This is a genomic window from Pseudomonas sp. ES3-33, assembly GCF_000952175.1.
Taxonomy (GTDB): Bacteria; Pseudomonadota; Gammaproteobacteria; order Pseudomonadales; family Pseudomonadaceae; genus Aquipseudomonas; species Aquipseudomonas gregormendelii.
The window spans coordinates 15,498-40,091 of the sequence record NZ_JZRI01000157.1; the positions used below are offsets into that span (position 1 = coordinate 15,498).

Consider the following 24,594-nt stretch of genomic DNA (forward strand, 5'->3'; position numbering starts at 1 on the left):
GGATCGGTGCTAGGCGGTGGGTGGCATCTGCGCCTACACTGCCGATCCCCCAAAGGAGCCCACCATGCTGATCGTTGCCGACGAAAATATCCCGCTACTCGATGCCTTTTTCGAATCCTTCGGTGAGATCCGCCGGGTACCGGGGCGGTCGATTGATCGCGCCACCGTTGAGCAGGCCGACGTGTTGCTGGTGCGTTCCGTGACCAACGTCAACCGCGCTTTGCTTGAAGGCAGCAAGGTGCGGTTTGTCGGGACCTGCACCATCGGCACCGATCACCTTGACCTGGACTACTTCCAGCAAGCCGGCATCAGCTGGTCGAGCGCTCCGGGCTGCAACGCCCGGGGCGTGGTCGACTATGTGCTGGGCAGCCTGTTGACCCTGGCCGAGATCGAGGGCGCGGACCTCAAGCAGCGCACTTATGGCGTGGTGGGTGCCGGTGAAGTGGGCGGTCGCCTGGTTGAAGTGCTGAAGGGCCTGGGCTGGAACGTGCTGGTCTGCGACCCGCCGCGCCAGAGCGCTGAGGGCGGTGATTTTGTCAGCCTGGAGCAGGTCATCGAGCGCTGCGATGTCATCAGCCTGCACACCCCCCTGAAAAAACACGGCGCGCAGTCCACCTGGCACCTGTTCGACCGCGATCGCCTGAGCCAGCTCAAACCCGGCACCTGGCTGATCAACGCCAGCCGCGGCCCGGTGGTCGACAACGCCGCCTTGCGCAACGTGCTGCTGCAGCGCGAAGACCTGCAGGCGGTGCTGGATGTCTGGGAAGGTGAGCCTGAGGTGGATGTGGCGCTGGCGGACCTGTGCGTGTTGGCCACGCCGCACATTGCCGGTTACAGCCTCGATGGCAAGCAGCGCGGCACGGCGCAGATCTATCAGGCGTTTTGCGATTTCCTTGGGCAGCCGGCGACGGTCAGCCTGAGTGAGCTGCTGCCGGCGCCCTGGTTGGCGCAGGTCACCCTCAACGCCCAGACCGACCCGGCCTGGGCGCTGGCGATGTTGTGCCGCGGGGTGTACGACCCACGCCGTGATGATGCGGATTTCCGTCGCAGCCTTGTTGGAAGTGTGAGCGAGCAGCGTGCGGCGTTTGATGCACTGCGCAAGCATTACCCGTTGCGCCGGGAGATTGATGGGCTGCAGGTGCGGGTTGAGGGGGAGTCTGTGGAGTTGCAAAAGATCGTGGCGGCATTAGGGGCCACCTCAATCCCGGCGTAGCGCCTACCTTCCCGTAGGAGCTGCCGAAGGCTGCGATCTTTTGATCTGGTTCTTGATTGTAAAAAACCAGAAGCAAGATCAAAAGATCGCAGCCTGCGGCAGCTCCTACAGGGGTATGCCATAAACCGCCCATAAAAACCCGGCCATCAAGGCGGGGTTAAGAAACCGCCCATAAAAAACCCGGCCATAAGGGCCGGGTCAAGAAGACGGGCTATATCAATCTTGTTTGGCAGGCTCGACCAATCGCTTCTCCAGGTCGCGGCAAGCGTCCTGGATCATGTCTTCAGTGATTGGCACTTCGCGCCCTTGCTCGTCGATAATCGAGCAACCCAGAGACTGGCCGGGCTGTGTACGAATCACTTCAATCTTGTCTTCGCTGCTGTGTTGCAAGGACATGGCCTGTCTCCTCATCAGGTTGTGTGCTTACTATAAAACCGCCTGGTGACCGGGCTGTGACAGTCCCTGCGGTCTTTCCTGAACGGCATCGACAGTCCACCAGAAATAACGCAGGGTTGCCACCCGGACTTTAGACCAATAGCGTCTAGCGCCTAGGCCTTGCGGTCATAATTAACCTGACTCATTGTGATTTACACAAGTTCCCTTCAAACCACCGCGCCGTGGCGCACCTGGATGATTTTGATGCTTTCTGCCCGTCACCGCCGTGCCATTCGCCTGACCAGTCGTTTTCTCGCACCGTACCGCTGGCCAGCGCTCGGCGCGTTGTTGGCGTTGATTGCCACGGCGGGCATCACCCTGTCCATGGGGCAGGGCATTCGACTGCTGGTGGATCAGGGGTTCATGACCCAGTCACCGCATCTGCTCAACCAATCCATCGGCCTGTTCATGTTGCTGGTGGGGGGCTTGGCGGTCGGCACCTTTGCGCGTTTTTACCTGGTGTCGTGGATCGGCGAGCGGGTGGTCGCGGACATTCGCCGGCAGGTGTTCAACCACCTCGTCTACCTGCATCCCGGTTTTTATGAGGACAACCGCAGCTCCGAGATCCAGTCGCGCCTGACGGCCGACACCACTTTGCTGCAATCGGTGATCGGCTCTTCGCTGTCGTTGTTCCTGCGTAATTTGTTGATGGTGATCGGCGGGGTGATCCTGCTGTTCATCACCAACCCCAAGCTCACCAGCATCGTGGTGGTCGCCTTGCCGCTGGTGATTGCGCCGATCCTGATCTTCGGTCGCCGGGTGCGCAGCCTGTCGCGCCTGAGCCAGGACCGTATCGCCGACATCGGCAGCTACGTGTCCGAAACCCTGGGCCAGATCAAGACCGTGCAGGCCTATGACCATCAAGTGCAGGACGAGCAGCGGTTTGCCGTGACCGTGGAGCAGGCGTTCGAGACCGCGCGCAAGCGGATCTTCCAGCGCGCCTGGCTGATTACCCTGGTGATTGTGCTGGTGCTGGGGGCGGTGGGCGTGATGTTGTGGGTGGGCGGCATGGACGTGATTGCCGGGCGGATTTCCGCGGGCGAGCTGGCGGCTTTCGTTTTTTACAGCCTGATCGTCGGCAGCGCGTTCGGCACCTTGAGCGAAGTGATTGGTGAACTGCAACGTGCCGCTGGCGCCGCCGAGCGCATTGCCGAGTTACTGCGCTCGGAAAACATCATCCAGCCGCCGACCTCGGGGCTGGTGACCTTGCCCGAGCGGGTCGCCGGCGATCTGGTGCTGGAGGATGTACGTTTTTCCTACCCCTCGCGGCCGGACAGCTACGCGGTGGATGGCCTGAGCCTGACCATCCATGCCGGCGAAACCCTGGCCCTGGTCGGGCCTTCGGGGGCTGGCAAGTCGACGGTGTATGACCTGCTGCTGCGCTTCTACGACCCCATCGCCGGGCGCATCCTGCTCGATGGCGTGCCACTGACCCAGCTCGACCCCTTGGACCTGCGCCGCTGTTTCGCGCTGGTCTCGCAGAACCCGGCGCTGTTTTTCGGCAGCGTTGAAGAGAACATCCGCTATGGCCGACCGGACGCCACCCTGGCCCAGGTGCAGGAAGCGGCGAAAATCGCCTATGCCCACGACTTCATCGAACAGATGCCCGACGGCTACCAGACCCACCTCGGCGACGGCGGCCTGGGCTTGTCCGGCGGCCAGCGCCAACGCCTGGCCATCGCCCGTGCGCTGCTGGTGGACGCCCCCATCCTGCTGCTCGACGAAGCCACCAGCGCCCTCGATGCCCAGAGCGAACACCTTATCCAGCAAGCGCTGCCCAGCCTGATGAAAAACCGTACCACCCTGGTCATCGCCCACCGCCTGGCCACGGTGAAAAACGCCGACCGTATCGCGGTGATGGATCAGGGCAAATTGGTCGCCGTGGGGACGCATCAGGAACTGATCGCAGGGAATGCGCTGTATGCGCGGTTGGCGGCGTTGCAGTTCAGTGATGGGCATGAAGGGGCGTGAATGAGTGGCACTGGCTGTCCCAATACCGACCCAGTACCGACTAAGTAACCGACTAAGTAACCGACTAAGTAACCGACCAAGTAACCGACCAGGGATCGGCACTCGGAAATATGCAGAAATCGCGCAAATCAGCGGCTTTAAATCGCTGGGCTAACCTTGAGTAATCTGCATGTTTCAGGGAGGGCAACGGAATGCCCATCGCCGCAAACGGATGTCGCCTGCGTACGTCCAGATTTTCTGAGCAGGGTCGTATTTATCTGCTGACAGCAGTCACTCATCAGCGCCAGCCGGTGTTTGCTGACTGGCGCTTGGGCCGCCTGTTGGTGGATCAATTGCGCTGCGCCGATGAGGGGGCGGCGATCAGTTCCATGGCATGGGTTGTGATGCCGGATCATCTGCATTGGCTGATTGAGCTTAAGCACGGGACGCTCGCGGAATTGATGTGTCGCATCAAGTCCAGGAGCAGCCGTTCGATCAATCTGCTGCGTGGAGATCAGGGGCGAGTGTGGCAGAGGGGGTATTACGACCGCGCGTTGCGCCGCGATGAAGATATCAAGGGGGGGTGGCGAGGTACATCGTCATGAATCCGTTGCGGGCGGGGTTGGTTCGGCGGGTTGGTGATTATCCTTTGTGGGATGCGATTTGGGTTTGAAGATCAGAAGCAAAAGTCAAAAGATCGCAGCCTTCGGCAGCTCCTACGGGGGCACCGCTGCGATCTTTTGATCTTGCTTCACCGTATCTTACTGATCATCAAAATACCGCTCATGCCAATCCACCAGCGGCTGCGGCGAATTCAGCTTCTGCCCGTAGATCACCGAATACGACAACACGTTCTGCACGTACTGCCGGGTTTCATCGAACGGAATGCTCTCCACCCACACGTCGAAACTCAGGTGATCGGCACCGCGCAGCCACTGGCGTACGCGGCCCGGGCCGGCGTTGTAGGCGGCGGAGGCGAGGACGCGGTTGCCGTTGAACTGGGCGTGGACCTGGCTCAGGTAGGCGGCGCCGAGTTGGATGTTCGTGTCCGGGTTGAGCACTTGCTGAGGCGAAGCCAGGGGAATGCTGAACTTGCGTGCAGTTTCCTTGGCGGTGGCTGGCATCAGCTGCATCAGGCCGCTGGCGCCGACGCCGGAGCGGGCGTCGTCCATGAAGGCGCTTTCCTGGCGGGTAATGGCGAAGACCCAGCTCGAATGCAGGCCGCGGACCTTGGCTTCACGCACCAGGGTTTCGCGGTGGGCCATCGGGAAGCGGATATCGAGGTCGTCCCAGTACTGCGCCTGGCTGATGGTGCGGATCGCCGGGAAATACCATTTCAGGTCATAGGCCAGTTTGGCCTGGGCGACCATTTCATCGCGGTTGAAGTGGCGGCTGACGTGATACCACTCGCGGCGACCGTCGACGATCTGCCCGCGAGCATGAAACTCCAGCGCGCGGCGAATGCCCGGTGTATTGCGCACCTTGTTGATCAGCGCCTGGCTCAACACCAGCGGCTTGTTGTTCAGCGAGTAGGGCGATTGCGAACGATCGGCGGCCAGGAAGCCATAGAAGTCACGCTCGCGGGCCAGGCCCTTGTACAGCGTCTGCGCTTCCGGGTTCTGCGGTTGGGCCAGTTCCAGGCTGCGGGCCTGCCAGTAGCGCCAGCGGTTGGTGGTCGCCAGGTCCTGGGGCAGGCGGCGAGTCAGCTGATAGGCATCATCCCAACGCGCCAGGCGCAGCAACAGGCGCAGGCGCCATTCGGAAACGGTGTTGTCGCGCAGCTCAGGGTCGTACTTGGTCATCACCTCCAGCGCCCGGGCGTCGAACCGGCGGGCGAGGGTCAGGCCGATTTCCCGGGCAATGGCGACTTTTTCATCGCGGGAAAAATGCATGCTGCTGGCATAGCCGTCGAGCAGGGCCATGGCCTTGTCCGGGTCCTGGCGCGCCAGGCGGCGCAGGCCAAGGCTGACGACGTCGGACATCGGCTCATCGGCCGGGGTGAAACGTGACGGCTGGTTGAGCAGCTCGGGCTTCTGCGCTACATCCACCAGCAAGCGGCCGCGGGGGGCGAGGGTGGTGAGGCCGTTGACCAGGCTGTTGGCCAGCGGATAGTTGCGCGCCTGGGCCGCGAGCTTGGTGCGCTCCCAGCGTTTCTGTTCAGTCAGTTGACCATCGGCGGCCCACACCCCGAACAAGCCGTCGCAGGCGGCCGGCAGGGATTTACCGGTGAGCCACAGCTTGTTGGCGTTGGCGTAGCCTTCGGATTTCTGGTTGTGACCGATCTGGTATTGCGCGTTCAGGCAATCCAGCTCGGTGAAGTTGAGCTTGGGGTCGTAATACTTGACGAAGGGTGCCCAGTCGCCGCGTTCGGCCAGCCAGCGCAACCAGCGCAGTTTCATCCAGTTGGCCTGGGGCAGGTCACCGTGCTCGGCGAGGAATTTCTCGATTTCGGCATTGCTGGCGGTTTTCAGGCGCGCGGTCAGCTCGTCATACGCCAGGTAAGGTTCCAGCGGATAATCGGCCAGGGCCTGGCTGTAGCGCATATAAGGGCCGGTATCGCCCTTCGCCAGCGCGCGCTTGGCTTCGTCGTAGTATTGGCGCTGGGTGGACAGGTCCACCGCCTGGGCTGATTGGATGGCAGAGGCAGAAAGAAGCAAACATGAAAAAAGACTGAAAAGGCGACTGCGCATGAGACATCCGGGCAGAGAAATCATGACAAGTGCGGGCAGGACCCACACTGAATAATCTGTAGCTTAGCCTTTTGCCGGCGACCGGCGAAAGCTTTGCCGGCCTCTTGGCATCAGTTCGCAACATTTGTCATGCAGAGTGCCCCGACATTGAAATTGCCGGCCTTTTGCAGCCTCAAGTCAGGTAGAATGCGCGCCCGGTTTTTGGAGAAGCTCATGACCCTGCTCAAATTCAGCGATGTGTCCCTTGCTTTCGGCTCTACGCCGTTGTTGGACAAGGTGTCCTGGCAGATCGCCCGTGGAGAGCGGGTGTGCATCATCGGCCGCAACGGCACTGGCAAGTCCAGCATGATGAAGCTCGTCAAGGGCGACCAGAAGCCGGATGACGGCTCCGTTTGGCGTGCCCCCGGCCTCAAGATTGGCGAATTGCCGCAAGAATTGCCGGTAGCCGACGAGCGGACCGTGTTCGACGTGGTGGCTGAAGGCCTGGACGGCGTTGGTGAGCTGCTCGCGCAGTATCACCACCTGAGCCAGAACATCGTCACCGACGCCGACCTGGACAAGCTGATGCACGTCCAGCAAGACCTCGAAGCTCGTGACGGCTGGCGCTTGCAGCAATTGGTAGACAGCACCCTGAGCCGCCTGCAACTGCCGGCCGACAAGACCCTGTCCCAGTTGTCCGGTGGCTGGCGTCGTCGCGTGCTGCTGGCCCAGGCCCTGGTTTCCGAGCCGGACCTGCTGCTGCTCGACGAACCGACCAACCACCTGGACATCGGTGCCATCGCCTGGCTTGAAGAAGCGCTGAAGGATTTCCAGGGCGCCGTGCTGTTCATCACGCACGACCGTTCTTTCCTGCAGAACCTGGCGACCCGTATCCTGGAACTGGATCGCGGCGGCCTGATCGACTGGAACGGCGACTACGCCAGCTTCCTGGTGCACAAGGAAGCGTCGCTGGCCGCTGAAGAAACCGCCAACGCGCTGTTCGACAAGAAGCTGGCCCAGGAAGAAGTGTGGATCCGCCAGGGCATCAAGGCCCGTCGTACCCGTAACGAAGGCCGTGTTCGCGCATTGAAAGCATTGCGCGTCGAGCGTAGCGAGCGTCGTGAGCGCACCGGCAAGGCCAACATCCAGCTGGACACTGCCGACAAGTCCGGCAAGCAGGTGATGGTCCTCGAGAACGTGAGCTTCGCGCATCCGGGCGGCCCGTTCCTGATCAAGGATTTTTCGATGGTCCTGGCGCGCGGCGACCGTATCGGCCTGCTTGGCGCCAACGGTACCGGCAAGACCACGCTGCTCAAACTGATGCTCAACGGCCTGCAGCCTACCAGCGGCACCGTGGAGGAGGGCACGCGCATCGACGTGGCCTACTTCGATCAGTTGCGTCATCAGCTGGACCTGGAAAAGACCGTGATCGACAACGTGGCCGAAGGCCGCGACTTTATCGACATCGACGGCCAGAGCCGCCACGTGCTGAGCTACCTGGGCGACTTCCTGTTCAGCCCGCAGCGTGCCCGCACGCCGGTCAAGGCGCTGTCGGGTGGTGAGCGTGCGCGTCTGTTGCTGGCCAAATTGTTCAGCAAACCGGCCAACCTGCTGGTGCTCGACGAACCGACCAACGACCTCGACGTGGAAACCCTCGAGTTGCTGGAAGAGGTCCTGCTGACCTTCAACGGCACCGTGCTGATGGTCAGTCACGACCGGGCATTCCTCGACAACGTGGTGACCAGCACCCTGGTCTTCGAAGGTGAAGGCAAGGTTCGCGAATACGTCGGTGGTTATCAGGACTGGCTGCGCCAGGGTGGCTCGCCGCGCCTGCTGGGCGTGACCGAGAGCAAATCGGGTAAAGCCGACCTGACGTCGGCGGTGGTGACTGCCGAGGCGGCGCCTGTGGCTGCTGCGGTTGAAGCGCCAGTGGCGAAGAAGAAACTCAGCTACAAGCTGCAGCGCGAGCTGGAAGCCTTGCCGGGCCAGATCGAAGCCATGGAGCAGCAGATCGCCGCGGTTGAAGCACAAATGGCCGACAGCGCGTTCTACCAGCGTCCTGCGGCGGAAACCGCAGCGGTGATTGCTCAGCTGGAACAACTGCAGGCGGAACTGGAAGTGATGGTGGAGCGTTGGGCCGAGCTGGACGCCTGATTAACCCCGCAATAAAAAAGCCCGGCGTCCAGTGATGAGCGCCGGGCTTTTCGTATGTACCGCGATCCCGTAGGAGCTGCCGAAGGCTCGGGCCGCGTTCGGACGATCTTTTGATCTTGCTTTAAAAAACCAGGCCCAGAATCGCAACCCCGTAGGAGCTGCCGAAGGCTCGGGCCGCGTTCGGACGATCTTTTGATCTTGCTTTAAAAAACCAAGCCCAGGATCGCAGCTCCAACAGGGGATGGTGTTGTCAGTTCTTGTTGGCCAGGCGCACCGCCAGCACGTCACAGGGCGCGCCGTGCAGCACGTCATTGGCCGTCGAACCCAGCAGCAATGCCAGGCCATGGCGGCCATGACTGCCCACCACGATCATGTCGCAGCCTTGCTCCTTGGCCAGGTGATGGATTTCCTGGCGCGGTTGGCCGTAGGTCAGGTGGCTGAATTCCTTGGACAGCTCCGGGTACTTGATGATCAATCGGTCAAGTCGCTCGCGGGCCTGGTCAAACTGCTGCTGTTGCAGTTGCGACAGGTCCATGGGCACGTCGCCGCCAAAGGCCATGGCCATCGGTTCGACGATGTGCACCAGGGACAGCTTGGCACCGTTGCTCACCGACAGTTCGCGAGCACGGTGGATTACAGGGTCGCACTCTTCGGTTAGATCTACAGCGACCAGAATATGGTGGTAGGGCATGAGGTGCTCCTCCTGAGAATGGCAATAGTGATAAGTATGGCTGGTTTCAAGCGCAGCGGTTCCAAAGTGACCCGGACGCGCTCATTTAAAAAAACGATGCCTGTAAAAACGGAGTACTGATATGACGGTCTGGATAGTGGTGTCAATCCTGTTGGTGGTTTTGAGTCCGCTGGCATGGTTGCGGCCGTCCCGTGGCCAGAGCGGTCGCATGGCCCTGCGCATGGAGGCGCGACGCATCGGCCTGGCCATGCAACTGGCGCCCGTGGAGTGGCCGCACTGGCTCAGCCAGGAGCCGCCAAGCCCGTGCGCGCAGTACCATCGGCCACGACGCGGCAAGCAGCCGGCCTGCTGGAGTTACTGGCAAAAAGCCCCTGGGGTCTGGGTGAATCAGTGGCAGGAAGTCTGCGAGGATCAGGCGCTGCTGAATCATTTCGAAAAATTGCCAGACAACGTCTACAAGGTCGAGGCGGATCAGCAAATGATCACCTTGTATTGGGGTGAGAAGGGCGAGGCGAGTGTGTTGCAACAAATCGACGCCACCCTCAAAGCCCTGGCCTGAAACCGATCTGCCTGGCCTGCGGTGTTGCATCCACATTTCCCGAGACAATAAAAAGCCCGACATCAACATCGGGCCGGGTTGGCCAGGCAGGCCGGAAAACGGTGTGGGCTGATCTTACGCTTGGCATTCGTGCAAGCGTTGATAAATTTTCCTCCAGGTCCCCGCCAGCGTAGCCTCTTAAACGGAAGCTGCCGCGAATTAGGGCGACTTTTCTAACTATTGATTCTATGAATGGCCACACATGCACCCGCGTGTTGAAGATCTTCGCGTAACGGAAATGACCGCAAAGTCGCATTTGCGCCCCTATTTTGGGCGATTGACAATTGTCTGAAATTCCGTGAAGGTGACGTACCCAAATCAAACGGGCGTATGAATTGAGCGTTTGCATTGCGCATCGCTCCTACGAATCCCGACTATCGCGTTGGCGGGTGTGCCGGGTGGATTGGCGTAGCATCGACGAATAACGTCCTGCCAAGCCATTCGCCTGCGTCCGACGTGTACTGTTCAGCTTCCATATCGTGGAGATCAGTTGATGATTTACGAAGGTAAAGCCATCACGGTTACGGCTCTTGAAAGTGGCATCGTCGAATTGAAATTCGACCTCAAGGGTGAGTCCGTCAACAAGTTCAACCGTCTAACCCTGAACGAACTGCGTCAGGCCGTAGACACCATCAAGGCAGATGCTTCGATCAAGGGTGTGATCGTCAGCAGCGGCAAGGACGTTTTCATCGTCGGCGCCGACATCACCGAATTCGTCGAGAACTTCAAGCTGCCCGATGCAGAGCTTGTTGCAGGCAACCTCGAAGCCAACAAGATATTCAGCGATTTCGAAGACCTCAACGTCCCGACTGTCGCCGCGATCAACGGTATCGCCTTGGGTGGCGGTCTGGAAATGTGCCTGGCGGCGGACTACCGCGTCATGTCCACCTCGGCCAAGATCGGCCTGCCGGAAGTCAAGCTGGGCATCTACCCTGGCTTCGGCGGCACCGTGCGCCTGCCGCGCCTGATCGGTGCCGACAACGCCATCGAATGGATTGCCGCCGGCAAGGAAAACCGTGCTGAAGACGCGCTGAAAGTTGGCGCTGTAGACGCAGTGGTGGCTCCTGAGAAACTGCAGGAAGCGGCCCTTGAACTGATCAAGCGCGCCATTTCCGGTGAGTTTGACTATAAGGCCAAGCGCCAGCCGAAGCTGGAAAAGCTCAAGCTGAACGCGATCGAACAAATGATGGCTTTCGAAACCGCCAAAGGTTTCGTGGCCGGTCAGGCTGGCCCGAACTACCCGGCGCCGGTTGAAGCGATCAAGACCATCCAGAAAGCCGCGAACTTCGGTCGCGACAAGGCTCTGGAAGTCGAAGCGGCAGGTTTTGTGAAACTGGCCAAGACCTCTGCTGCGCAGAGCTTGATCGGTCTGTTCCTGAACGATCAGGAATTGAAGAAAAAGGCCAAGGCCTACGACGAAATCGCTCGCGACGTGAAGCAGGCTGCCGTATTGGGCGCTGGCATCATGGGCGGCGGCATCGCCTATCAGTCGGCTTCCAAAGGTACGCCGATCCTGATGAAGGACATCAACGAGCACGGTATCGAGCAGGGCCTGGCTGAAGCCGCCAAGCTGCTGGTCGGCCGCGTTGATAAAGGCCGCATGACGGCGGCGAAAATGGCCGAAGTGCTCAACGGCATTCGTCCAACCCTGTCCTACGGCGACTTCGGTCACGTGGACCTGGTGGTCGAAGCCGTGGTCGAGAACCCGAAAGTCAAGCAGGCCGTACTGGCCGAAGTGGAAGACAAGGTCAAAGAGGACACTATCCTCGCGTCCAACACCTCGACCATTTCCATCACCTTGCTGGCCAAGGCCCTCAAGCGTCCGGAAAACTTCGTCGGCATGCACTTCTTCAACCCGGTGCACATGATGCCGCTGGTTGAAGTGATCCGTGGCGAGAAGTCCAGCGAGCTGGCTGTTGCCACCACCGTTGCCTACGCCAAGAAAATGGGCAAGAACCCGATCGTGGTCAACGACTGCCCGGGCTTCCTGGTCAACCGCGTGCTGTTCCCGTACTTCGGCGGTTTCGCCAAGTTGGTCAGCGCTGGTGTGGACTTCGTGCGCATCGACAAGGTCATGGAAAAATTCGGCTGGCCGATGGGCCCGGCTTACCTGATGGACGTGGTCGGCATCGACACCGGTCACCACGGTCGTGACGTGATGGCTGAAGGCTTCCCGGATCGCATGAAAGACGACCGCCGTTCGGCGATCGACGTGCTCTACGAAGCCAAGCGCCTGGGCCAGAAAAACGGCAAGGGCTTCTACGCCTACGAGACCGACAAGAAGGGCAAGCAGAAGAAAGTGGCCGACCCGTCGGTGCTGGAAGTGCTCAAGCCGATCGTTTACGAGCAGCGCGAAGTCACTGACGAAGACATCATCAACTGGATGATGATCCCGCTGTGCCTGGAAACCGTGCGTTGCCTGGAAGACGGCATTGTCGAAACCGCCGCCGAAGCCGACATGGGTCTGGTCTACGGTATTGGTTTCCCTCCATTCCGTGGCGGCGCGCTGCGCTACATCGATTCGATCGGTGTTGCCGAGTTCGTTGCCCTGGCTGACCAGTACGCTGATTTGGGCGCGCTGTACCACCCGACCGCAAAACTGCGTGAAATGGCCAAGACTGGCCAGCGGTTCTTCGGTTAAGCGTCCCAACACTTGAGCGAGAGTGAAATTTTATGAGCTTGAATCCAAGAGACGTCGTGATTGTCGACTTCGGTCGTACGCCGATGGGCCGCTCCAAGGGCGGCATGCACCGCAACACCCGTGCCGAAGACATGTCGGCGCACCTGATCAGCAAACTGCTGGAACGCAACGTCAAGGTTGATCCTAACGAAGTCGAAGACGTGATCTGGGGCTGCGTCAACCAGACCCTGGAACAGGGCTGGAACATCGCCCGTATGGCGTCCCTGATGACGCAGATCCCGCACACCGCTGCCGGCCAGACCGTCAGCCGCCTGTGTGGCTCCTCGATGAGCGCGCTGCACACTGCTGCGCAAGCGATCATGACCGGCAACGGTGACGTATTCGTGGTTGGCGGCGTCGAGCATATGGGTCACGTGAGCATGATGCACGGTGTCGATCCGAACCCGCACATGTCGCTGTACGCGGCAAAAGCCTCGGGCATGATGGGCCTGACCGCGGAAATGCTCGGCAAGATGCACGGCATTACTCGCGAACAGCAGGACGCCTTTGGCGTGCGCTCCCACCAGCTCGCTCACAAGGCGACGGTGGAAGGCAAGTTCAAGGACGAGATCATCCCGATGCAGGGCTACGACGAGAACGGTTTCCTGAAACTGTTCGACTACGACGAAACCATTCGTCCGGAAACCACCCTGGAAAGCCTGGCGGCGTTGAAGCCAGCGTTTAACCCCAAGGGCGGCACCGTGACAGCCGGTACTTCGTCGCAGATCACCGATGGTGCCTCGTGCATGATCGTGATGTCGGCGCAACGTGCACAGGACCTGGGCATCCAGCCGCTGGCGGTGATCCGCTCGATGGCAGTGGCAGGTGTGGACCCGGCGATCATGGGCTATGGTCCAGTACCGGCCACCCAGAAAGCACTTAAACGTGCGGGCCTTGGTATCAACGATATCGACTTCTTCGAGCTCAACGAAGCTTTCGCCGCACAGGCCCTGCCAGTGCTGAAAGATCTGAAAGTGCTCGACAAGATGAACGAGAAGGTTAACCTGCACGGCGGCGCGATCGCCTTGGGTCACCCGTTCGGTTGCTCCGGAGCGCGTATCTCCGGCACTCTGCTGAACGTGATGAAGCAAAATGGCGGCAGCCTCGGGGTTGCCACCATGTGCATTGGTCTCGGCCAAGGCATCTCCACCGTCTTCGAACGCGTTTAAGCGTTACGTTGATGGAAGCCGGGGCCAAGTGCCCCGGTTTTTGTTTTTCTGAAATTTTTTTTATTTTTATTTTGAAAAGATTTGTGCGAGGGCCAAACCATGCTTTTACAACCTGGGCTCTACCAACATTACAAAGGTCCGCAGTACCGCGTATTCAGCATTGCGCGACATTCGGAAACAGAAGAAGAAGTGGTCTTCTACCAAGCCCTGTATGGTGATTACGGCTTTTGGGTGCGTCCCTTGAGCATGTTCCTCGAGTCGGTCGAGGTTGACGGCGAACAGGTGCCACGCTTTGCTTTGGTGCAGGCCGAACCGAGTGTTTTTTCGAAGGTATAAGCTGAGTGCGCGCCGAACCCTGCGCTTGACCTCATCTTGTAGCCACTATATATAGCGGTGCCGCGTCAGGCGCCAACCGCCTTTCACTTCTAGAATTCAGGAATTTTCTGATCCATGGGCAAATCGCTGGTCATTGTGGAATCCCCGGCTAAGGCCAAGACCATCAACAAGTATCTGGGTAACCAATACGTGGTGAAGTCGAGTATCGGCCATATCCGAGACCTGCCCACCAGCGGTTCGGCTAGCGCCAGCAAAGAGCCTGCCGCCAAGCGCGGCAAGGCCGCTGCGGGCGAAGGCCCGGTGCTCACGCCGAAAGAGAAGTCGCGCAAGCAACTGGTCTCCCGCATGGGCGTCGATCCCGATAACGGCTGGAAAGCCAAGTACGAGATCCTCCCGGGCAAGGAAAAGGTCATCGAAGAGCTGCGCCGGCTCGCCAAGGATGCTGACACCATCTATCTCGCAACCGACTTGGATAGAGAGGGGGAAGCCATTGCCTGGCACCTGCGCGAAGCCATCGGTGGCGACGACAGCCGCTACAAGCGCGTGGTGTTCAACGAAATCACCAAGAAGGCGATTCAGGAAGCCTTCTCCAAGCCCGGCGAGCTGGACATCGACCGCGTCAATGCCCAGCAGGCGCGTCGATTCCTCGACCGCGTGGTGGGTTACATGGTGTCGCCGCTGCTGTGGGCCAAGATCGCCCGTGGCCTGTCTGCCGGTCGCGTGCAATCGGTTGCCGTGAAGCTGGTGGTGGATCGCGAGCGCGAAATTCGTGCGTTCAACCCTGAAGAATACTGGGAAATCCACGCCGACCTCGGCACCGCCAAGGGCTCCACCGTGCGCTTTGACGTCGCTCGCGAGAAAGGCGAGGCCTTCAAGCCGCTTAACGAAACCCAGGCCATGGCCGCGCTGGAGAAGCTCAAGGCTTCCAGCTACAGCATCGTCAAGCGTGAAGACAAGCCGACCAGCAGCAAGCCGTCTGCGCCCTTCATCACGTCCACCCTGCAGCAGGCCGCGAGTAACCGCCTGGGCTTCGGCGTGAAGAAAACCATGATGATGGCCCAGCGTCTGTATGAAGCCGGCTACATCACGTATATGCGTACCGACTCCACCAACCTCTCGGCTGATGCCGTGGCCATGGCGCGCAGCTACATCGAGACCGAGTTCGGCAAGAAGTACCTGCCGGAAAACCCGAACGTCTACAGCAGCAAGGAAGGCGCACAGGAGGCTCACGAAGCGATTCGTCCTTCTGACGCCAATACCGAGCCAAGCAAGCTGGCGGGCATGGAGCGTGATGCAGAGCGCCTCTATGAGCTGATCTGGCGCCAGTTCCTGGCATGCCAGATGCTGCCGGCGCAATACCTGTCGACCACCGTTACCGTGGGCGCGGGTGATTTCGAGTTGCGCGCCAAGGGCCGTATCCTCAAGTTCGACGGTTACACCCGCGTCATGCCGCAGATCGCCAAGCCTGGCGATGACGATGTACTGCCGGACATGGCCCAGGGCGACTCGATGAAGCTGATCAAGCTTGATCCGACCCAGCACTTCACCAAGCCGCCTGCGCGTTACTCGGAAGCGAGCCTGGTCAAGGAAATGGAAAAACGCGGCATCGGTCGTCCTTCGACTTACGCCGCGATCATTTCGACCATCCAGGACCGCGGCTACGTTGCACTGCACAACCGCCGGTTCTATTCGGAAAAAATGGGCGACATCGTCACCGAGCGCCTGTCCGAGAGCTTCCCGAACCTGATGGATTACGGCTTCACTGCCGGCATGGAAGAGAACCTCGATGACGTGGCCAAGAGCGAGCGCGACTGGAAAAGCGTGCTGGACGAGTTCTACGGCGACTTCAAGAAGAAACTCGAAGTAGCTGAAAGCGCCGAAGGTGGCATGCGCGCCAACCAGCCGGTGATGACCAACATCCCGTGCGTGGTGTGCGGTCGTCCGATGCAGATTCGTACGGCATCGACCGGCGTGTTCCTCGGTTGCTCCGGCTACAGCCTGCCACCGAAAGAACGCTGCAAGGCCACCGTCAACCTGGTGCCGGGCGATGAAATTGCCGCAGACGACGAGGGCGAGTCCGAATCCCTGGTGCTGCGCGGCAAGCATCGCTGCCCGATCTGCAGCACGGCGATGGACGCCTACCTGCTGGACGAGAAGCGCAAGTTGCACATCTGCGGCAACAACCCGGACTGCGACGGCTACGAGATCGAAGAAGGCAGTTATCGCATCAAGGGCTACGAAGGTCCGAGCCTGGAATGCGACAAGTGCGGCAGCGAGATGCAACTCAAGACCGGCCGTTTCGGCAAGTTCTTCGGCTGCACCAACGCTACCTGCAAGAACACCCGCAAGTTGCTGAAAAGCGGTGATGCGGCGCCGCCGAAGATGGACCCGGTGAAGATGCCTGAGCTCAAATGCGAGAAGGTCAACGACACCTACATCCTGCGCGACGGTGCTTCCGGGTTGTTCCTGGCCGCCAGCCAGTTCCCGAAAAACCGCGAGACTCGTGCGCCCCTGGTGATGGAGATCATTCCGCACAAGGACGAGATCGATCCGAAGTATCACTTCCTGTGCGAAGCACCGAAGAAGGACCCGGATGGCTTGCCGGCAGTGATTCGTTACAGCCGCAAGACCAAGGAGCAGTACGTGCAGACAGAAGTCGACGGCAAGCCGACTGGCTGGAAGGCTTACTACGACGGCGGCAAGTGGACGGTTGAAGACAAGCGCCCGGCGAAAGCCAAGGCTTGATTCGGCGCTGATATAAAAAACCGCATGTGAACCCTCGGGTTTTCATGCGGTTTTTTTTGCAGGAAAGATCAAAAGATCGTCCGAACGCGGTCCGAGCCTTCGGACGATCTTTTGATCTTGATTTACTTGCCGCAGGCCAGGTGTATCCACGACACTGTCCGACCTGCATGAAGCAATTATTTCGTTGTGGAGGCTGCCGTCATGGCCCACGAACTCTATACCCGCACCAATCAGAAGATCTATTTCGCCGGCCTGTCGCTCGAAGCGCTGGGCAAAGCCGAAGAGGGGCGGGCGATGAACTCCCTCGCGTTGATCCAGGCGGGGCGTGAATCGGCGCTGTTTCATCTGTACGGCGCGCTGCTGGGCCTGTGCCATGAGATCGCCGGCTTCTACCGTCTGCCGCAGGCCAACGCCCCGCGCGCAGAGATGCTGCTGACGCGCGAAGTGCTCGAAGCCATCGCTATTCCGGAAATGGCCGAGATGGTCGAGCTGGCGCAAAACCCGGAAACATGGCTGGCCAGGTTGCTGGCCGCGTACTCGGCGCTGTTCCAGCCACCGCGTGCCCCGCACAAGCCCAAGGGTGACGTGACCCAGCCGCTGATCCAGGCGATCAACCTGGATGAAGAACAGGCGCCTCAGGAGCTCAGCCGCGAAGAGCTGGAGAGCTGGCGGCAGCACCTCAAAGGCCTGGCCATTCGTTTTCGTGAAGGCTTGAACGAGTGCTGATGGCTGGGGATTCAGCGGTGCTGTCAATGGCACTGCTGGTCAAGATCCCGAGCGAAGCATGGCCGATGCCTATATAATCCCCGCCTTTCGTGGAGAACAGACTTATATGCCAACGTCGTTTCTGGAAATTGTCGAGTTGCCTGACGGCCGTATCGAGCTGCGCAGGGCTGAGGACGAGGGTTCTCTGGTGACTTTGGATTTTTCCGAAGATGCCAAAGCGTTCCTGCAAGGCCAGCACGTGGAAGTCGCCAAGGCGATGTTGAGCGTCGGCGTGCAGATGGCCGGTCGCATGGTTGAAGGCGAATTAGAGCAGGAAGAGGGGTCGCGGGTTCTTCATTGATCCCCGCCCGTCGGTTTCTGCAGACACCGCTTCGGTTCGGCTTCTCTGTCCTTTGAGAAGCCCCGCGCATGATCCTTGCGCGCAGCAGGTTCGCTTATCCCAGTCGAATATTCAGACTTTGCGCGTCCCCGATCCGGGCTGCGCTGATCAACTGTTGCCGTTGGGTTGAACCCAGCGGATTGAGCCAGCTCACAACCGTGTGGCTGCGGCCCAGTCGAAGTGCTTCGCACGTCAGCTGCTGAGCGCTCTGGGTGCCCCGTGGTTGCAGCAGCAGGATGCGCTCGCGGTTAAGGCCGGCGTCCCGCAACCAGGCCTGTGTCAGGCTGGCAGGCGGGGCGATCAGGGTGAGCCAGCGGGCGTCCTGGTCCTGGCTCAGTTCCCTGAGAATCGGGGCGAGAAGGTTGAGGCAATTCCCGGCTGCACCACGCAGTGACAGTTCGCTGAAGACTTCCGGTTCGGCGCTCCACGGCGATTCGACCACGTCTTTGAGGATGGGCGCCAACGGCTGCACCATGAACGCCTCGAACAACGGCAGTTGGGCTTGCTGTGATGTGTGCGGGAATTGCATAAAGCCTCCTTTAGCGGCGAATGACGCCGACACTCAAGCCTTCGATCACCAGTTCCTGATCTTTCAGGTTGACTTCGATAGGGGCGAACTCGGGGTTTTCAGCCAGCAACCAGACTTTGCTGCCATCGCGCTTGAAGCGTTTGACGGTCACTTCATCGCCGATCCGCGCGACTACGATCTGGCCATTACGGGCTTCGCGAGTGGTATGAACCGCCAGCAGGTCGCCGTCGAAAATGCCGACGTCCTTCATGCTCATGCCGTGGACGCGCAGCAGGTAGTCGGCGCGTGGATGAAAGAAGGCCGGGTTGATGTTGCAGGATTCCTCGATGTGCTGCTGGGCCAGGATCGGCGCACCGGCAGCCACCCGGCCAATGATCGGCAGGGTGGAATCGTCGGCGGCCTTGGCTTCAAAGCCCGGAATGCGAATGCCACGGGACGCGCCCGGGGTCATTTCGATTGCACCCTTGCGGGCCAGGGCCTTGAGGTGTTCTTCCGCCGCATTAGGCGATTTGAAGCCCAGTTCCTGGGCGATTTCCGCACGGGTCGGCGGGTAGCCGTTGTCTTCGAGGCAGCGTTTGATGAAGGCCAGAATCTCTGCTTGGCGTGGCGTCAGCTTTAGCATATTGATCGCTCTGTCTTTTTATACAGTGACTGGGATTATATACAGTGGAACGGTCTTGGCAATGCCCGTTTTTTTACCCGCCGCTGGACGGTCGATCCGACCCCTGATTGAAGCTTTGCAGTTGTATGGTTAAATAGCTGACCGACCATTCCCAAAACGAACCGCCAGGCTTGACAAAACAGGGTCTGAAACGTATGTTTCAAACAAGTGTTTGTCAGGCGGAGTAGCCATGGCCCAGTCGGAAACCGTTGAACGCATTCTCGATGCTGCCGAGCAATTGTTCGCGGAAAAAGGTTTCGCCGAAACCTCGTTGCGCCTGATCACCAGCAAGGCCGGGGTCAACCTGGCGGCGGTGAACTATCACTTCGGCTCGAAGAAAGCCCTGATCCAGGCGGTGTTCTCGCGCTTCCTCGGGCCGTTCTGCCTGAGCCTCGATAAAGAGCTGGAACGTCGCCAGGCCAAGCCCGAAAACAAGCCGACGCTGGAAGAGCTGCTGGAGATCCTGGTCGAACAGGCCCTGGTCGTGCAGCCGCGCAGCGGTAATGACCTGTCCATTTTCATGCGCCTGCTGGGCTTGGCGTTCAGCCAGAGCCAGGGCCATTTGCGTCGTTATCTGGAAGACATGTACGGCAAGGTGTTTCGCCGCTACATGATGCTGGTCAACGAGGCTGCCCCGCGTATTCCGCCGATCGAGTTGTTCTGGCGCGTGCACTTCATGCTCGGTGCCGCTGCGTTCAGCATGTCGGGGATCAAGGCGCTGCGGGCGATTGCCGAGACCGATTTCGGCGTCAACACGTCGATCGAGCAGGTCATGCGCCTGATGGTGCCGTTCCTGGCCGCCGGCATGCGCGCCGAAACCGGCGTGACAGACTCCGCCATGGCCACCGCGCAGTTGCGTCCACGCAGCAAATCGACACAGGTTGCCGCCAAGGTTTAACCGCGTACGGGTGGGCGCGGCAGCTGACATCCGCTAAGCTAGCCGCCCATGCCGACTCTCGTTCTGAACCCGCTCCCCATTGCACTCGTCGACCTGCCTGGCCTCGCCCAGGTTGGCGATTTTGCACGCGCCGGGTTTTTCGTTATCAAGGAATCTCTATGACTGCTGGCCTGCAAGGCTCGTTGATGGTGGACGTCGCCGGTACCTGGCTGACGGCTGAAGATCGCCAGTTGCTGCGTCAACCGGAAGTGGGCGGGCTGATCATTTTCGCCCGCAACATCGAACATCCGCGCCAGGTGCGTGAATTGAGCGCGGCGATTCGCGCGGTGCGTCCCGACCTGTTGCTGGCAGTCGACCAGGAAGGCGGGCGGGTGCAACGGCTGCGCCAGGGCTTCGTGCGCCTGCCGGCCATGCGCGCCATTGCCGATAACCCGAATGCCGAATACCTGGCGGAACAATGTGGCTGGATCATGGCCACTGAAGTGCTGGCTGTGGGTCTGGACCTGAGTTTCGCCCCGGTGCTGGACCTCGATTACCAGCGCAGCGCCGTCGTCGGCACCCGTTCGTTCGAAGGTGATCCGCAACGCGCCGCCTTGCTGGCCGGCGCGTTCATTCGCGGCATGAACAGCGCCGGCATGGCCGCCACCGGCAAGCATTTCCCCGGGCATGGCTGGGCCGAAGCAGATTCCCATGTGGCCATCCCCAACGATGAGCGCAGCCTTGACGAGATCCGCGCCAACGACCTGGTGCCGTTTGCCCGTTTGAGCAAGCAGCTGGCGGCAGTGATGCCGGCCCACGTCATTTACCCGCAAGTCGACTCCCAACCGGCCGGCTTCTCCCGCCGCTGGTTGCAGGACATCTTGCGCGGCGAGCTGCAATTTGACGGTGTGATCTTCAGTGATGACCTGTCCATGGCCGGCGCCCATGTGGTCGGCGATGCGGCCAGCCGGATCGAGGCGGCGCTGACCGCCGGTTGCGACATGGGCCTGGTGTGCAACGACCGCGCAGCGGCAGAGCTTGCCCTGTCGGCGGCGCAGCGCCTGAAAGTCACCCCTTCGCAGCGCATTGCGCGGATGCGTGGGCAAGCATTCGTCGGTACCGAATACCGTCAGCAGCCACGCTGGCTGGCTGCCATCGGCGCGCTCAAAGAAGCTCAACTGATTGAATAAGGATTCAACGTTATGACGGTTTACGCGATCATCGGTGGCACCGGCCTGACCCAGCTCGAAGGCCTGAACATTCGTCAGTCCCTGGCTGTGGACACGCCTTACGGCGCGCCGTCGGCCGAGGTGCAGATTGGCGAATACGCCGGCAAGGAAGTGCTGTTCCTCGCCCGTCACGGCCATCCGCACCGGTTCCCGCCGCATCAGGTGAATTACCGCGCCAACCTCTGGGCCCTGAAGCAGGCTGGCGCCGAAGCGATCCTGGCGGTCAATGCCGTCGGCGGGATCCACAGCGCGATGGGCACCGGGCATTTCTGCGTGCCGCACCAGCTGATCGACTACACCAGCGGGCGTCAGCACACGTTCTTTGCCGATGACCTGGAGCAGGTGACCCACATTGATTTCAGCTACCCCTACAGCGAGCCGTTGCGCCAGCAATTGATCGCAGCGCTGGCGGCAGAGGGTGTCGATTACAGCAGCCAGGGCGTGTATGCCTGCACCCAGGGACCGCGCCTGGAAACGGTTGCCGAAATTACCCGGCTGGAGCGTGATGGCTGCGACATCGTCGGTATGACCGGCATGCCTGAAGCGGCCCTGGCGCGGGAACTGGAACTGGATTACGCCTGCCTGGCGCTGGTGGTAAACCCGGCGGCGGGCAAGTCGACGGCGATCATCACCATGGCCGAGATCGAGCAGGCTTTGCATGACGGGATGGGGAAGGTGAAATCGACTCTGGCGCGGGTGCTCAAGGGCTAATCACTTTTGGGACCAGGGTGAGCCCATCGCGGGCAAGCCCGCTCCCACAGGAAATGTGTGCAAGCCCCGCATTGCCGGGCCAACAACAATCTCTGTGGGAGCGGGCTTGCCCGCGATGACGGCCTGACAGGCGCCGACACTCTCAACGCTTCTCCAGCTTATCCGGCAACGGCGCAAACAGCGCCTCGATATCATCACTCTGCAACTTCCAGTCCCCGGCACTGCGTCCATCCAGCACGCCCGCCGCCAGGTCGGATTTTTCCTTTTGCAGGTGCTGGATTTTCTCCTCCACCGTGCCCCGGGCAATCATCTTGTAGACGAACACCGGTTTCTCCTGGCCGATGCGGTAGGCCCTGTCAGTCGCCTGGTTTTCCGTGGCCGGGTTCCACCACGGGTCATAGTGAATCACCGTGTCCGCTTCGGTCAGGTTCAGGCCCACGCCGCCGGCCTTCAAGCTGATCAGAAAGATCTGCCGCTTGCCGCTCTGGAAGTCTTTCACCGGCGCCCGGCGGTCGCGGGTCTGGCCCGTCAGCAAGGCATATTCCACGCCGCGCTTCTTCAGCTCGACCTCGATCAACGCCAGCATTGAAGTGAACTGCGAGAACAACAGGATCCGCCGGCCCTCCTCGAACAGTTCTTCCAGCATTTCCATCAGGCTGTCGAGTTTGCCCGAGGTGCTGCCGCGAGTCGGCGGGGGGGCATCGCTGACCAGGCGCAAGTCGCAACACACCTGGCGCAGCTTCAGCAGCGCTTCAAGAATGATGATCTGGCTGCGGGCCACGCCTTTGCGGGTGATCTCGTCGCGCACTTTCTTGTCCATGGCCAGGCGCATGGTTTCGTACACGTCGCGCTGGGCTTCGTTGAGTTCGACCCAGTGAATGATTTCGGTTTTCGGCGGTAATTCTGTCGCCACCTGCTCCTTGGTGCGGCGCAGCAGAAAGGGTTTGATCCGCCCGTTCAGGTGCTGCAGCCGGACTTCGCTGGCGCGCTTTTCAATGGGCACGCGGTAATCGCGATTGAAGCTCTTCACGTCGCCCAGCCAGCCGGGCAGCAGGAAGTGAAACAACGACCACAACTCCCCCAGGTGATTCTCCAATGGCGTGCCACTCAGGCACAGGCGCTGGCGCGCGTTCAGTTCGCGGGCAGCCTGGGCGGCTTTGCTGTTGGGGTTCTTGATGTACTGCGCCTCATCCAGCACCAGCACGTGCAAAGGTTGCGCCGCCAGGTGCTCGATGTCCTTGGGCAGCAGTGCATAGGTGGTCAGGATCAGGTCGTAGTCGCCAAGGTGGGCGAAATGTTTTTTGCGGCTGGCACCGTACAGCGCCAGCACCTTGAGCTGCGGGGTGAAGTGCGCCGCTTCGTCGAGCCAGTTGGGGATGAGGCTGGTGGGCATCACCACCATGCACGGGCGATCGAGGCGCCCGGCGTTCTTTTCGCTGAGCACATGCGCCAGGGTCTGCAGGGTTTTCCCCAGGCCCATGTCATCAGCGAGAATGCCGCCGACTTCCAGCTGGCGCAACGACTGCATCCAGCTCAAGCCTTCCAGCTGATACGGGCGCAGGGTGGCGTTGAGGCCGTCGGGCGCGGTCGCAGTAAAGTCCTTGATGTCGCGCAGGCGCTGGGCAAACGTGCGGATCTGCTCGCCGCCTTCCCAGAGCAGTGGCATGTCTTCCAGCGGGTTGAGACGTGTGGCATCGGCCTTGCTCAGGCGCAGCGTGGTTTCGCCCGGCTCCTGCAGGTAGAACTCGCCGAGGGTCGCCAGCACCGGTTTCAACCGACCCAGGGGCAGGGCGACTTGCAGCGGGCCGTACTCGGAGTTGGGCCGATTGGGAATGTTGACCAGGATCAGCTCGTCGTCCCGACGCCGTGCCAGGCGTTCCGGGTTGAGGATTTCGGTGTGCGAGCGCATCAGGTTCAACAGGATCGGCAGCAGGCTCAGGCGCTCTCCATTGACGATGATGCCCAGCTCGAGGTCGAACCAGTCGCGTTCTGGGGCCTGTTCGACGGTGGCGTACCAGTCGTCCACGGCCGTCAGGTCGAAGCCGAATTCCTCGTCGATCTGCAACTCCCAGCCCTGGGTGCGCAGCTTCGGCAGTTCATTGAGGGTGAAGGTCAGCCAGGCGCTGTCGTTGACCATTTCGAACAGCTCGCCCGCGCTTTCCGGCAGGGCCTTGCTTTGGCGGGTGGCGATCTTGAAGCCGAGGATTCGCAGGTGTTCCCGGTAGGACTGTTCCACTTCCGGTTGCCGCTTGATCCGCAGGGTCTGGGTCTCCTGGCGGATGAGAATGTCGGCGTTTTTTTGACCCGAGACGTATTCATCCAGATAGCTGAACGACAGCGCGGCGCGATGCTGGATGTAGCGCTGCATTTTGCCGTTGCGCGGCTCGAATGCACTGAATTCGATACTCGCCAGCCACAGGCGCGGCACCGGCTGGACATTCTCCACCAGCACTTGAGGCACGCTTTTGGGGTTGCGGTTTTCCAGTACGGCCGAGAGTTTTTCCAGCAGTTCGGCGTCTTTGGCGGCGGCTGGATAGTCGAGGGTTTCCTGCACCTGCAGCAGCACCGCAGCGCAATGCTTGCAGTTGTTGCGCACCGGGCAACTGCAGGTGGCATCGACCATCAGCAGGGTGGACTTGGCCGACTCGCGCAGGCGAATGGTCTGGCGGTAGACGTTGCCGCCAGAGCCTTCGCACGCGGCAACGATTGTGGCGTCGCCCACTTCGACGATCCTGACACGGTTCTCCAGGGCGTAGCGCCGGCCACGCTCCAGGCTCTGTTCCTTGAATCGGCTGACCCAGGACGGTGCCAGGGGTTTGCTCAGGGTCGTGGACATAAGGAC

At 60.6% G+C, this 24,594-nt stretch carries 19 protein-coding genes and 1 pseudogene; 14 read left to right on the forward strand and 6 right to left on the reverse strand.

Annotated elements, in window-relative coordinates:
- The first annotated feature begins 64 nt into the window (after positions 1–64).
- Complete coding sequence (gene pdxB / locus UB23_RS26755; RefSeq protein ID WP_045062394.1) at positions 65–1,213, forward strand: 4-phosphoerythronate dehydrogenase PdxB; 1,149 nt, start codon at positions 65–67, stop codon at positions 1,211–1,213.
- 216 nt (positions 1,214–1,429) lie between these two features.
- Here pdxB and UB23_RS26760 read toward each other — a convergent pair whose 3' ends face one another.
- Positions 1,430–1,609: a PA1571 family protein gene (locus tag UB23_RS26760; RefSeq protein WP_045062396.1), complete on the reverse strand. Its 180-nt coding sequence runs from the start codon at positions 1,607–1,609 to the stop codon at positions 1,430–1,432.
- Positions 1,610–1,843: 234 nt separating this feature from the next.
- On the opposite strand from UB23_RS26760, the gene UB23_RS26765 reads away from it, so the two are divergent.
- On the forward strand, positions 1,844–3,619 hold the full coding sequence (locus tag UB23_RS26765; protein ID WP_177328602.1) for an ABC transporter transmembrane domain-containing protein: 1,776 nt from the start codon (positions 1,844–1,846) through the stop codon (positions 3,617–3,619).
- Between the two features lie 191 nt (positions 3,620–3,810).
- Positions 3,811–4,271, forward strand: a pseudogene (locus UB23_RS26770) (REP-associated tyrosine transposase).
- Positions 4,272–4,359: 88 nt separating this feature from the next.
- Here UB23_RS26770 and UB23_RS26775 read toward each other — a convergent pair.
- Complete coding sequence (locus UB23_RS26775; RefSeq protein WP_045062401.1) at positions 4,360–6,288, reverse strand: transglycosylase SLT domain-containing protein; 1,929 nt, start codon at positions 6,286–6,288, stop codon at positions 4,360–4,362.
- Between the two features lie 213 nt (positions 6,289–6,501).
- On the opposite strand from UB23_RS26775, the gene UB23_RS26780 reads away from it, so the two are divergent.
- Positions 6,502–8,421 carry an ATP-binding cassette domain-containing protein gene (locus tag UB23_RS26780; protein WP_045062403.1) on the forward strand — a complete coding sequence of 640 codons (1,920 nt, stop codon included), beginning with the start codon at positions 6,502–6,504 and terminating at the stop codon, positions 8,419–8,421.
- A gap of 250 nt (positions 8,422–8,671) precedes the next feature.
- Here UB23_RS26780 and UB23_RS26785 read toward each other — a convergent pair whose 3' ends face one another.
- The gene (locus UB23_RS26785) at positions 8,672–9,112 is read right to left on the reverse strand and encodes a universal stress protein (protein ID WP_045062405.1); all 441 of its coding nucleotides are present in this window, start codon (positions 9,110–9,112) and stop codon (positions 8,672–8,674) included.
- Between the two features lie 121 nt (positions 9,113–9,233).
- Between UB23_RS26785 and UB23_RS26790 the strand changes: the two genes are divergently transcribed.
- The 7 genes from UB23_RS26790 to UB23_RS26820 all read left to right on the forward strand — a co-directional run bounded on the left by UB23_RS26790 (position 9,234) and on the right by UB23_RS26820 (position 17,706).
- Positions 9,234–9,671: a hypothetical protein gene (locus tag UB23_RS26790; protein ID WP_045062407.1), complete on the forward strand. Its 438-nt coding sequence runs from the start codon at positions 9,234–9,236 to the stop codon at positions 9,669–9,671.
- A gap of 532 nt (positions 9,672–10,203) precedes the next feature.
- Complete coding sequence (gene fadB / locus UB23_RS26795) at positions 10,204–12,351, forward strand: fatty acid oxidation complex subunit alpha FadB (protein ID WP_045062410.1); 2,148 nt, start codon at positions 10,204–10,206, stop codon at positions 12,349–12,351.
- Positions 12,352–12,383: 32 nt separating this feature from the next.
- Positions 12,384–13,559, forward strand: coding sequence for an acetyl-CoA C-acyltransferase FadA (gene fadA, locus UB23_RS26800; RefSeq protein WP_045062413.1), 1,176 nt, complete (start codon positions 12,384–12,386; stop codon positions 13,557–13,559).
- A gap of 99 nt (positions 13,560–13,658) precedes the next feature.
- Positions 13,659–13,895 carry a DUF1653 domain-containing protein gene (locus tag UB23_RS26805; protein WP_045062415.1) on the forward strand — a complete coding sequence of 79 codons (237 nt, stop codon included), beginning with the start codon at positions 13,659–13,661 and terminating at the stop codon, positions 13,893–13,895.
- A 114-nt stretch (positions 13,896–14,009) separates the two neighbouring features.
- The gene (topA, locus tag UB23_RS26810) at positions 14,010–16,640 is read left to right on the forward strand and encodes a type I DNA topoisomerase (protein ID WP_045062417.1); all 2,631 of its coding nucleotides are present in this window, start codon (positions 14,010–14,012) and stop codon (positions 16,638–16,640) included.
- Positions 16,641–16,841: 201 nt separating this feature from the next.
- Positions 16,842–17,366 (forward strand): DUF6586 family protein, encoded by a 525-nt coding sequence (locus UB23_RS26815; RefSeq protein ID WP_045062420.1) that lies wholly within the window; start codon positions 16,842–16,844, stop codon positions 17,364–17,366.
- Between the two features lie 106 nt (positions 17,367–17,472).
- Positions 17,473–17,706: a hypothetical protein gene (locus UB23_RS26820; protein WP_045062423.1), complete on the forward strand. Its 234-nt coding sequence runs from the start codon at positions 17,473–17,475 to the stop codon at positions 17,704–17,706.
- A 94-nt stretch (positions 17,707–17,800) separates the two neighbouring features.
- On the opposite strand, the gene sulA is transcribed toward UB23_RS26820, so the two are convergent.
- The gene (gene sulA, locus UB23_RS26825) at positions 17,801–18,274 is read right to left on the reverse strand and encodes an SOS-induced cell division inhibitor SulA (RefSeq protein ID WP_045062425.1); all 474 of its coding nucleotides are present in this window, start codon (positions 18,272–18,274) and stop codon (positions 17,801–17,803) included.
- Positions 18,275–18,284: 10 nt separating this feature from the next.
- The gene (lexA, locus tag UB23_RS26830; RefSeq protein WP_045062428.1) at positions 18,285–18,896 is read right to left on the reverse strand and encodes a transcriptional repressor LexA; all 612 of its coding nucleotides are present in this window, start codon (positions 18,894–18,896) and stop codon (positions 18,285–18,287) included.
- A gap of 229 nt (positions 18,897–19,125) precedes the next feature.
- Here lexA and UB23_RS26835 point away from each other — a divergent pair, with 229 nt between their 5' ends.
- The 3 genes from UB23_RS26835 to UB23_RS26845 all read left to right on the forward strand — a co-directional run bounded on the left by UB23_RS26835 (position 19,126) and on the right by UB23_RS26845 (position 21,752).
- Entirely contained in the window at positions 19,126–19,833 is a 708-nt protein-coding gene (locus UB23_RS26835) for a TetR/AcrR family transcriptional regulator (protein WP_008037709.1), read from the forward strand.
- Between the two features lie 158 nt (positions 19,834–19,991).
- Positions 19,992–21,002 (forward strand): beta-N-acetylhexosaminidase, encoded by a 1,011-nt coding sequence (gene nagZ, locus UB23_RS26840; RefSeq protein ID WP_045062434.1) that lies wholly within the window; start codon positions 19,992–19,994, stop codon positions 21,000–21,002.
- Positions 21,003–21,014: 12 nt separating this feature from the next.
- Complete coding sequence (locus UB23_RS26845) at positions 21,015–21,752, forward strand: S-methyl-5'-thioinosine phosphorylase (RefSeq protein WP_045062436.1); 738 nt, start codon at positions 21,015–21,017, stop codon at positions 21,750–21,752.
- Positions 21,753–21,894: 142 nt separating this feature from the next.
- Here the strand turns inward: UB23_RS26845 and UB23_RS26850 are convergent, their stop codons facing one another.
- Complete coding sequence (locus UB23_RS26850) at positions 21,895–24,588, reverse strand: DEAD/DEAH box helicase (RefSeq protein ID WP_045062438.1); 2,694 nt, start codon at positions 24,586–24,588, stop codon at positions 21,895–21,897.
- Positions 24,589–24,594 lie beyond the last annotated feature (6 nt).